Annotated in this window: 9 protein-coding genes, 1 tRNA gene and 1 pseudogene; 5 read left to right on the forward strand and 6 right to left on the reverse strand. The window is 59.9% G+C overall.

The features are described 5' to 3' along the window. The first annotated feature begins 92 nt into the window (after positions 1–92). Positions 93–1,136: a TMAO reductase system periplasmic protein TorT gene (torT, locus tag DMZ65_RS08190; protein ID WP_116598443.1), complete on the forward strand. Its 1,044-nt coding sequence runs from the start codon at positions 93–95 to the stop codon at positions 1,134–1,136. 251 nt (positions 1,137–1,387) lie between these two features. Here torT and DMZ65_RS08195 read toward each other — a convergent pair whose 3' ends face one another. After that, on the reverse strand, positions 1,388–1,666 hold the full coding sequence (locus DMZ65_RS08195; RefSeq protein ID WP_116598400.1) for a hypothetical protein: 279 nt from the start codon (positions 1,664–1,666) through the stop codon (positions 1,388–1,390). A gap of 92 nt (positions 1,667–1,758) precedes the next feature. Here DMZ65_RS08195 and ggt point away from each other — a divergent pair, with 92 nt between their 5' ends. From ggt to DMZ65_RS08210, 3 genes are all read left to right on the forward strand, one after another. Then, positions 1,759–3,483 carry a gamma-glutamyltransferase gene (ggt, locus tag DMZ65_RS08200; RefSeq protein ID WP_116598401.1) on the forward strand — a complete coding sequence of 575 codons (1,725 nt, stop codon included), beginning with the start codon at positions 1,759–1,761 and terminating at the stop codon, positions 3,481–3,483. A gap of 775 nt (positions 3,484–4,258) precedes the next feature. Beyond that, the gene (locus DMZ65_RS08205; RefSeq protein ID WP_232824930.1) at positions 4,259–5,788 is read left to right on the forward strand and encodes a sensor histidine kinase; all 1,530 of its coding nucleotides are present in this window, start codon (positions 4,259–4,261) and stop codon (positions 5,786–5,788) included. Positions 5,789–5,797: 9 nt separating this feature from the next. After that, positions 5,798–6,475: a response regulator transcription factor gene (locus tag DMZ65_RS08210; RefSeq protein WP_116598403.1), complete on the forward strand. Its 678-nt coding sequence runs from the start codon at positions 5,798–5,800 to the stop codon at positions 6,473–6,475. A 249-nt stretch (positions 6,476–6,724) separates the two neighbouring features. On the opposite strand, the gene DMZ65_RS08215 is transcribed toward DMZ65_RS08210, so the two are convergent. From DMZ65_RS08215 to DMZ65_RS19665, 3 genes are read right to left on the reverse strand one after another with little or no spacing between them, the layout of a single operon-like run. Further along, on the reverse strand, positions 6,725–7,204 hold the full coding sequence (locus DMZ65_RS08215) for a DUF2948 family protein (protein WP_116598404.1): 480 nt from the start codon (positions 7,202–7,204) through the stop codon (positions 6,725–6,727). Further along, entirely contained in the window at positions 7,201–8,469 is a 1,269-nt protein-coding gene (gene murA, locus DMZ65_RS08220) for a UDP-N-acetylglucosamine 1-carboxyvinyltransferase (protein WP_116598405.1), read from the reverse strand. The genes DMZ65_RS08215 and murA overlap by 4 nt, the downstream gene beginning before the upstream one ends. A 5-nt stretch (positions 8,470–8,474) precedes the next feature. Continuing rightward, positions 8,475–8,636 carry a hypothetical protein gene (locus DMZ65_RS19665; RefSeq protein WP_198662646.1) on the reverse strand — a complete coding sequence of 54 codons (162 nt, stop codon included), beginning with the start codon at positions 8,634–8,636 and terminating at the stop codon, positions 8,475–8,477. Positions 8,637–8,869: 233 nt separating this feature from the next. Between DMZ65_RS19665 and DMZ65_RS08225 the strand changes: the two genes are divergently transcribed. Continuing rightward, positions 8,870–8,944 (forward strand) — tRNA-Thr (locus DMZ65_RS08225). A gap of 265 nt (positions 8,945–9,209) precedes the next feature. Here the strand turns inward: DMZ65_RS08225 and DMZ65_RS19445 are convergent. Both DMZ65_RS19445 and DMZ65_RS08230 read right to left on the reverse strand, forming a co-directional pair. Further along, positions 9,210–9,356, reverse strand: coding sequence for a hypothetical protein (locus DMZ65_RS19445; RefSeq protein WP_157960582.1), 147 nt, complete (start codon positions 9,354–9,356; stop codon positions 9,210–9,212). 121 nt (positions 9,357–9,477) lie between these two features. Beyond that, a pseudogene (locus DMZ65_RS08230) lies at positions 9,478–9,971 on the reverse strand (ATP-binding protein); the annotation flags it as partial.

Raw genomic sequence — 9,971 nt, forward strand, 5'->3', positions numbered from 1 at the left:
GCGCCAGCTTACGCAGTAAAGGCGCGCTTGCGCAAACTTGAAACGCAGCCACGCCCGGTGTCTAATGCCCCGACTTCACAGGAATGGACCCCATGCGAAATCTCGCCGCACTGATCTGGCTGGCCCTGAGCGCACCGGCCTTGGCGCAAAGCTGGGATCTCGACGTGCCGCATCTCTCCGACGAGGGCGAGCAGACGGTTGATACCATCGCCTATCAGCCGCTCGAAGGCGCGGCGCGGCGTTGGCGGATCTGCGTCTCATATCCGCATATGAAGGACGCCTATTGGCTCAGCGTCAATTACGGCATGGTCGAGGAAGCGCGCCGTCTGGGCGTCTCTTTCCGACTGGTCGAGGCGGGCGGCTATCCCAATCTCGCGCGCCAGATCGAGCAGGTCGAAAGCTGCGTCGCCTCCGGTGCCGATGCGCTGATCCTCGGGACGGTGTCGTTTCACGGACTCTCGACAACCATCCGCCAGATCGCCGGGCAGATCCCGGTAATCGCTGCGGTCAATGACATTGCCGAAGGCGGTATCAGCGCCCGTTCGGCCGTGTCCTGGGAGGAAATGGGTGCCGCCGCCGGGCGGATCATCGCAGAGCGCCATCCGGAGGGCAGCGCGCCGGTGCGGTTGGCCTGGTTTCCCGGCCCCGAAAAAGCTGGCTGGGTGCGCTTTGTTCAAAACGGTTTTCACAAGGCCTTGCGCGGCAGTTCGGCGGAAGTCGTGGTCAGCAAGTTCGGCGATACCGGTCGCGAGATCCAGGTGCGACTGGTCGAAGAGGCGCTCGATGACTTCCCCGATCTCGATTATATCGTCGGAAGCGCCCCGACCGCCGAAGCGGCGGTGTCGTTGTTGCGCGCCCGAGGGCTTGATGAGCAGATTCTGATCGTTTCCGATTACATGAGCCATGCGGTCTATCGCGGCATCAGACGCGGCAGAATTCTTGCGGCACCGACCGATTTTCCGATCCTGCAAGGGCGGCTGGCCATCGAAATGGCGGTGCGTGCCATCGAAGGCAAGCTTGAGATCACCAAGGCCGGACCGAAGATTCAAGTCATCACCGGGGACAATGTCGATGCGATTTCACTTTCAGAAACCCTGGCCCCGGCGGCCTTCGTACCGGTATTCGAGACCAATTAGTGGTTTGCGATAAATCAGCCCGTTCTGGAACACGGATCCTGCCAACGGTGGGTTTCTGGTGACACATGATAATGACAGGCGAAATCGTGATAAGAGCGATCCCTTCAAGTAGTTTCAGATGTCAGCCGGATCCTTGGTCTTGGTGAGGACGGGCACCCGGCGCGTTGGTGTCGATGAAATGGATCGGGTCCGCGACCCCGGACCGCCAGGAAATTAGACGAATTCTAAAATATGTTATAAAATACAATTCGTTACGATTCGTTAGGCGGCAATACATGGCTCTCCGCTCTTGGCGGCGCGCTCGAATATCCGGCCACCGCCATCTTGAACAGGTCGCCGGGCTTCGCCGACTTGTTCAGTGCCGCCAACTGGCCCCCACCGGTAGGGCCAATATTCAGCATCTTGATGCAGGGCGCGAACACCATTTTTGCTGCATCTTTTCTGTAGGGCGTGGCGCGGAGGATGCACCGAATGACGCCCCGAACTTGCGGCGAACTCTCGCTCAGGGTGTGTTGTTGCGCATCATGCATCGAAAGGTGGTTGATCCGGAGACATGGAATTGGCACGATCCTTGCCGGGACGTTTGAGTTTTGAATGATTTCCGCAGCATGAAAGGGACACCATGAGACAGCTCTTTTCCGGGGCCTTATGCCTCGCATTCGCCAGTGCTTCTGCGCTTCACGCGCAGGAAGCCGCAATTTTTTCGGGTGCTGACCGCGTCCACCCGGTTTATGCGGAAAACGGCATGGTCGCGGCGCAGGAAGGTGTGGCGGCCCGCGTCGGGCTCGATATTCTCAAAGCTGGCGGCAATGCCATCGACGCGGGTGTGGCCGTGGCGTTTGCGCTGGCCGTGACCCTGCCGCGTGCGGGCAATATCGGCGGGGGTGGCTTCATGCTGGTGCATGACGCGGAATCCGGCGAGACCAAAGCCATTGACTACCGCGAAATGGCCCCCGCCTCGGCCGAGCGTGACATGTATCTTGACGAAGACGGCAATGCGGATTCCGAATTGTCACGCTTCACCGGTCTTGCCACGGGCGTGCCGGGCACGGTTGCCGGCATGCAAATGGCGCTGGACCAGTATGGCACCATGACGCTGGCAGAGGTCATCCAGCCTGCGATTGACCTTGCGCGCGACGGGATCGCCGTGACGCCGGGCCTTGCCGACAGCCTCAAGGGGCTTGAAGCGCGGCTGAAGAAATGGCCGTCATCCGAGACGATTTTCTACAAAGAGGGTGGCGGATTCTACGAACCGGGCGAAATGCTGACACAAACCGATCTTGCCAACACGCTTCAGAAGATCGCCGATGAAGGCACGGACGGTTTCTATAAAGGCGAGACTGCCGAAAAAATCGCCACGGCCGTGCAGAATTCCGGCGGGCGGATCACGGTCGAGGATATGGCCAATTACAAGCCTGTCCTGCGTGACCCGGTCAGCGGCACCTATCGCGGATACGAGATCGTCTCGATGCCGCCGCCCAGCTCTGGCGGGGCGCATATCGTGCAGATCCTCAACATCCTCGAAGAATATCCCATCGGCTTTCTGGGCCACAATTCCGCCGACACGATCCACCTGATGGCTGAAGCGATGAAACGCGCTTATGCGGACCGCTCGGAATATCTGGGCGACAGCGATTTTGTCGATGTGCCACTGGCAGAGATCACGTCCAAGGAATACGCCGCTGATATTCGCAAGCAGATCAGCCTGCACGCAGCGACGGCCTCCAGCACGATCAAACCAGGCAATCTTGCACCCTATGAGAGCAACGAGACCACGCATTTCTCGATTGTGGACAAGGATGGCAACGCCGTCGCCAATACCTACACGATCAACTTTTCCTACGGGTCGGGCATGGTCGCTGACGGCACCGGCGTGCTGCTGAACAACGAGATGGATGACTTTGCCGCCAAACCGGGTGTTCCCAACGCCTATGGTTTGATCGGCGGGGATGCCAATGCCGTCGAGGGCGGCAAGCGGCCGCTGTCGTCGATGTCACCGACGCTGGTGATGAAGGACGGCAAGGTCTTCATGGTGACCGGTTCGCCGGGCGGGTCGCGGATCATCACGACCACGCTGCAAGTCATCATGAACGTGATCGATCACGGCATGAACATCGCCGAGGCCAGCTTTGCATCCCGCATCCACCACCAGTGGCTGCCCGATGAAATCCGCATCGAGGATGGCATCAGTGTCGATACGATTGGCCTTTTGGAACAGCGCGGACACAAGGTCAGCGAGAAATCCGTCATGGGCTCGACCCAGTCGATCCTTGTGGACGAAGCAAGCGGCTACCTGTTCGGTGCCTCGGACCCCCGCCGCGTCGATGCGGCGACACTTGGTCACTGACGGGGCCACTGTACCTGAACGATCCCGCTCCGGTCAGCACGCGCTGGCCGGGGCTTTCTTTTGCGCGGGCTTCATCCGATTAGGATTGCACAGCGCCTACCGAACGCGCTGTGCAATTGCATGTTGCCTTCGCGCGGATCGCCGGTGCCAAAGGTCGATGAGCCCCTGATCCGGCACGGATTTACCGACGTGACGGCAGGTGAAATTCCAGCGGCCGCCCGGATTGGCCGGAGCATTTCATTCAGGACTTTCCCGTGCCGACGCAGCAAAAACGGACAGCGACAGCGCGACAGCGGCCAAGGCACCGCGAGATATGATATATTCCTTGAGTATCTCTTCGGTTGGGCCGCAATGCACTCCCCCGGCGCTGCGTATATCGCCGGTCAGGTTTCGGGCCAGGGCCGCTTTCCTGTGGGTTGGGAATGTATGAATGTCGATGCTGTCATAGACAGGTCAACCGCGCCAAGGATGGAGAAGCGCAATCCGTCGGAACCTTTGCAACGGCGTCGCTTTCCGACAGGCCTCTGCAAAATGGGGCAGGGCATGCTATTGCGTTTACGCGCGGCGCATTTCTCTGCAATACATCCCCCAAGCCCGAACGCATTGTGGCGTTGCACCTTTAACGGGGCCTTGAAATCGACGACGTGTTGGCAGGAATGATCATGCGGAATATCTGTTTTCTTGTCCCTCTTTCGGTCTTTGCCGAAGAAATGGCCGAATTGTGATGTCGCAGCGCAGAAAAGTCTCTCTCAAGGTCCGCCTGGCGGGGGGGGCAATGCTCTTGACGGTGGGGACGCTTTTTACCGCGGGAGCGATGTTCATCGGGATGACCCGCGTTTCGGATCGGTTGGAAACCGCCCTGGCCGCAGAGGCACGGATTGCGCGATATTCCACGCTCTCTACCCAGATTTCCACCTTTCTCGTGATTTCGACCGAAGCGGTGCAAGCCGGGCTTGATGCCGGGGCGCGCGGGGAACGGCTTGAGCCGGTTGTCAGGAACATCAACACCACCTTTGGGCAGTTGCGCAGGGATCTGGAGCAGGCCGTCGCGCAGGTCGAGGCATTGGGGCTGGACGCGCAATCCCGTTACGCCACGCAGTCGCTGGGTCTGGCCCGGATGGAGGCTTTGATCGGCAATGCTGTCAGCGGATTGCAGGCAGGTCCTGACAATGCAGAAACGCTGAGGGCACGGATCAATGGGTTCGCATCCGGGTTTGATCCGCTGCTCAATCAGGCGGTGAATGCCGAAATCCTGTTCAGAAACGAAATCCTGTCGGGGATCGAGAGATTGCGGCAGTCGCTTGGACGGCTGGCAATCGTGATCGCCGTTCTGTCCGTCCTGACCGCACTGGCCTTTTATTTCGGGTTGGTTCGGCCTCAATTCGGGCGACTTGACCGGCTGCGCGATGCGGCCCGGCAGATCGGGTCGGAGAATTACGCCGTCGCGCTGCCCGAAACCCGGCAGGATGAGATCGGGCTGCTCTATTCCGAGACCAACCGGATGGCACAGGCGCTAAGCCTGCGCGAAGACAATGTACGCAAAGACCGTGCGGCATTGAATGAGATCATCGACCAGCGCACGGCAGAACTGCGCACCGCCAATGCGGCACTGGCGAAAACCGATGAAAACCGCCGTCGCTTTTTCGCTGATATCAGCCACGAGCTGCGCACGCCGCTGACGGTGATCCTGATGGAGGCGCAAATCGGCCAAAGGCAGGGGGCCGGGGCGGATTCTGCCTTCGCCACGATCGAAGAGCGCGCGGCGCGACTGAATCGGCGGATTGATGATTTGCTGCGGGTTGCGCGTTCGGAAAGTGGCGAACTGGCGCTGGATCCGCAGCCTGTTGATCTGGCCGAAATCTTGACCGATGTGGCCGAAGAGGTTGCCCATGAATGCGCAAATGCAGGCATGGTGCTGGAGATGGAGCCTTGCCCCGCGCTTCCGGTTGTGGCGGATGCCAACTGGATGCGACAGGTTGTGGTAGGGCTGGTGCGCAACGCGGTGCGACATGCGCGGGACGGTAAGATCGTGCGTTTGGTGCCCATAGACGAGCCCCAATGGGTCGGAATTGCGGTGGTGGATCATGGTCCCGGCGTGCCCCCCTCCGACATCGCGGGACTTTTTGGGCGGTTCAAACGCGGGCGCAGCCCGGAAGGGCAGGGGTTTGGGATCGGGCTGGCGCTGGCGCGTTGGGTGGTCGAAGCACAGGGCGGCACGATCCGGATGCAAAGTCCGCTGCCGTCCGGCGATGCGGGTGGGCACGGAACGAAAGTATCCGTTAGACTGCCGCGCAAGGATCCGTAAACTGCCGCTATGACAACACGCCTTCTGATCGTCGATGATGACCCCGGAATCACCGCAGCCCTTGCGCGCGGGTTGGCCCTGCATGGCTATATCGCGGATACAGAGAACCGCGCCGACAGGGCATTGGAACGGCTGATGGTCGATCAGTATGATGGTGCGATTTTCGATGTCATGCTGGGCGAAGAGAATGGCATCGACGTTGTCCGCTCTGCGCGAGCCGGAGGTATCGTGGTGCCGATCATCATGCTGTCGGCCCTGTCGGATGTGGATCACCGCGCCGCCGGGCTGGAGGCCGGCGCAGATGACTATATCGTCAAGCCGTTTTCCTTCGACGAACTGGTGGCACGGCTGCGTGTGCAGGAGAAACGCGCGCTGGTCAGTCGTCCGGCACCCGCTGTCATGACGGAAAGGACGCGTTGCTTGCGCCGCGCGCAGGCCGAAACCTTCTTGACAGAGCGGGAGTTTTCGCTGCTGCGTATTCTGGCGGATAACGCCGGATCGCCGGTGGCGCGCGGGCAAATCTTTGACATGTTATGGGCGACCGACGGGTCCGGCACGGAAAATGTCGTTGATGTTTATATCGGCTATCTACGAAAAAAGATCGCCGGGCAGGATTTCGGGTTTGAGATCCGCACGCAGCGCAATCGTGGTTTTTGCCTTGAAGGGCTGACACCGGTTTTGGGCTGACCTGTTCTTAGGAAATAAGAATTCGCTTTCTGTCCGTGGTTTGACAGTATCAGACGCAGAAACGGCGCGGTCTTCTGCCTGTTTCAAACTCCTCCCGCCGGGATGAATGGCGGTCCGCTCAATCTCTCTCTCCAAGTGTACGATTTGGCGGGCCGCACCCGACAGGATGCTGCGGTTGAGTGTCTCGGGATGCACGGGGCGCGTATGCGGGTCACACGACCCGGCGAACGGCTTGCGAGCGTGCGCTGTTTACTCTGGATGGCGGGGCGCTTGACGTGAGGGGGCCAGATACGGGCGGGTCACGTCGCGCAGCCGAATGTCCAAAGCCTCAACCTCGGCCCGGATCGCACCGTCGCCTGCCAGCGTCAGAATGACGTTGCCAGAGGGCGCATCGGTGGCCTCGAATGTCAGCGCAAGCAGGGACAGCACCGTATCGCGATCTTTCGGGTCGATACCTTGGGTGCCGACGCGGTGAACGTTCTCGATCATCAAAACGGACTGCACACGTTCGGGCGATCGCGCTGCCTGACCAGCGGACTGAAGGTCCTCCCAACGGAAACGATTGACCAGCAGCGCCAGCCGTCCCGTGCCGCGATCCCAACGCATTTCGGTGATCGGGAAAACCGCGTCTTGCGCCAGGGACGACAAGACTGTCAGATCCTCCACATCCAAAGCCCCGAGGTTCAGCGGGCGATCGCCGCCATCTTCGAATTTTGCATCATCGGTCATGTGAGTTGTACCCGTTCTATCCTGGCACCAACGCCCGAGAATTTGCGGACGACCTGTTCATATCCGCGATCCAGATGGTAGACTCGGCTGACAATGGTTTCGCCTTCGGCCGCCAGCCCGGCAAGGATCAGGGAAACGCTGGCGCGCAGATCGGTTGCCATCACTGGCGCGCCCTTTAGCCGGTCGACGCCGTGCACCGTGGCAAGGCCGCCCTGAACGTCGATGTCCGCACCCATGCGCACCAGTTCCGGCGCGTGCATGAAACGGTTCTCGAAGATTTTCTCTTCTAGGACCGAGGTGCCATCGGCGGTGCAGAGCAGCGCCATCATCTGTGCCTGAAGGTCAGTTGGAAAGCCCGGAAATACCTCTGTCACGACATCGATGGCGCGAATGCGGCCATTCTTGCGCGACACTTTCAGCCCCGCTTCGGTTTCCTCGACCGAGATCCCGCATTGATCCAGCTTTTCGCAAAAAGCCTGCACCAGCTCGATCCGGCCGCCAAGACATTCGACCGTCCCGCCTGCGATCGCGGGAGCCAGCATATAGGTGCCCAGTTCAATCCGGTCGGTGACGACCTGATGTGTCGCACCGCCCAACCGGTCAACGCCTTGGATGGTAATTGTCGAGGTGCCCTCACCGTCGATCTGCGCACCCATCTTGCGCAGGCAGCGCACCAGATCAACAATCTCGGGCTCGCGCGCGGCGTTTTTCAGCACGGTCGTGCCCTTGGCCAGCGTCGCCGCCATCACCGTGTTCTCGGTCGCGCCTACGGAGGCAAAACGCAGCTCGTGCGTGGCACCTTTCAGCCCGCCCGGAGCCTGCGCATGCAGGTAGCCGTCTTTCAGTTCAATCTCTGCGCCCAAAGCTTCCAGTGCATCGATATGCAGATCCATCGGACGTGCCCCGATGGCGCATCCACCGGGCAGGGAGACGATCGCATGCCCCAACCGTGCCAGCATCGGTCCCAGCACAAGGTTGGATGCGCGCATCTTGCGAACGATGTCGTAATGCGCAGTGTGATTGTTCAGGTTATGGCTGGACATTGCCAACACCTTGCCATCCTGAAGGCTGGACACCTCTGCCCCAAGCGAGCCGAGCAGTTCGGTCATGGTCTTGATGTCCGACAGGCGCGGCGCATTGGTCAGCGTCAGCGGCTCTTCAGACAAGAGCGTCGCGGGCATCAATGTCAGGCACGCGTTCTTGGCGCCGGCGATCGGGATCTGCCCGTCGAGTTCGCCGCCACCGGTCACAATGATCGAATCCATATGCCTCAGTCTTTCTTTTTCTCGGCCCGCTCGTTGGCCTGTGTGTCGTCCACCGCAGTGGCTCGGGCGCGCGCTTGCGCCTTGCGCCGGGCCAGATTGGCCTTCAACGCCGCTTTCAGTCGATCATCCCGGTTCGCCGGTTTTGCACTGTCCGATTTCCGCTTCATCGGCCCTCCTTAACCCACTCGATAAAAAGCGTCCAGATTGCGCTTGCACGCAGTCTGAATTGCGTCTAGAGAGCCGCCCACATCATTGGTGTCCTACGGCTCATTTGTCCTGTATGCGCGCGTATCGCTGCTGCATATCGGTCGAACGAACAGCAGGCGCTGATCGTGATAGAGGAATCCCAGAACCCTCTTGCCTCGTGCCAACGCCCGAGGTTATTAACTGGAAACGAGATGCTGTGGTAGCTCAGTGGTAGAGCACACCCTTGGTAAGGGTGAGGTCGAGAGTTCAATCCTCTCTCACAGCACCATCCAACCGCCTTATAAATATAGCGCAATCGGCCCATAATCGGCTCTCGCCATTTGTGCGCCATGCGCAGAACAGCGCAAGAACATGCGCAGAGGTGTGGCACAAATCTGGCACAGTGAATTTTGGGGGCGTTCAGTTGTGTCGGATCAGGTGCAGCGGCCCGAAAGATGCCGCCCACCGCCAATCCTTCCCTTCACCACCCGTCGAGAAACCGAACGGCAAACCCCACACGCCCCATTTCAACGCCACATGCATCATCTCTGATCCTACTTACCCTTGCCGCCACGCAGCGCGTGAACCACCAAGACCACGCCTTGAATCACAATCGCCAAGCCAGCCGTGATGCCTAGCCACGTCCAGAAGCCGGAAACGTAGAAGTGCAATACCTCAAGCATCGTCTTGCTCAGTGTCAATGAGCGTTCGAAACTGACCCGTTTTCAGCGTTTACATTTGGCCGACCTTTTGTGGCGCAAAGCCCCCAGTCGGGCCGCCCTCATATAGCGTGTCCGTCTGGGGGCTTTGTCTGCGTCGCGGTTATTTTTCTGTGCGGCGTTTGCTCTGCGCGAAGCGGTATGATCTGTTGCCAGTCTCGATTATGGCGCAGTGGTGCGTGACGCGATCCAGAAGCGCGGTTGTCATCTTGGCATCGCCGAAGACAGCGACCCATTCCCCGAACTCCAGGTTGGTGGTGATGATGACGCTGGTTTTCTCGTAGAGCTTGCTGATCAGGTGGAACAGCAGTGCGCCGCCGGATTTCGGGAAGGGGATGTAGCCCAACTCGTCAATGATGACGCAATCCAGAGCCGACAGTTGCCGGATGATCTTCCCGGCGTTGCCGTCGGCCTGTTCCTTGATCCGCTGCCCGGCAGTGCATGTTTACATGCACGAGAGGAGGGGCATTGATCAGATCGACGGCGTTGAAGAAGCGGGCCTTCTTGCCGTTGTTGATCAATGTGGTTCCAAGCGCGATGGCGATATGTGTTTTGCCGGTGCCGGTTCCCCCCACCAGGATGAGGTTGTGCGCGTCT

The organism is Primorskyibacter marinus (assembly GCF_003313245.1).
GTDB lineage: Bacteria > Pseudomonadota > Alphaproteobacteria > Rhodobacterales > Rhodobacteraceae > Primorskyibacter > Primorskyibacter marinus.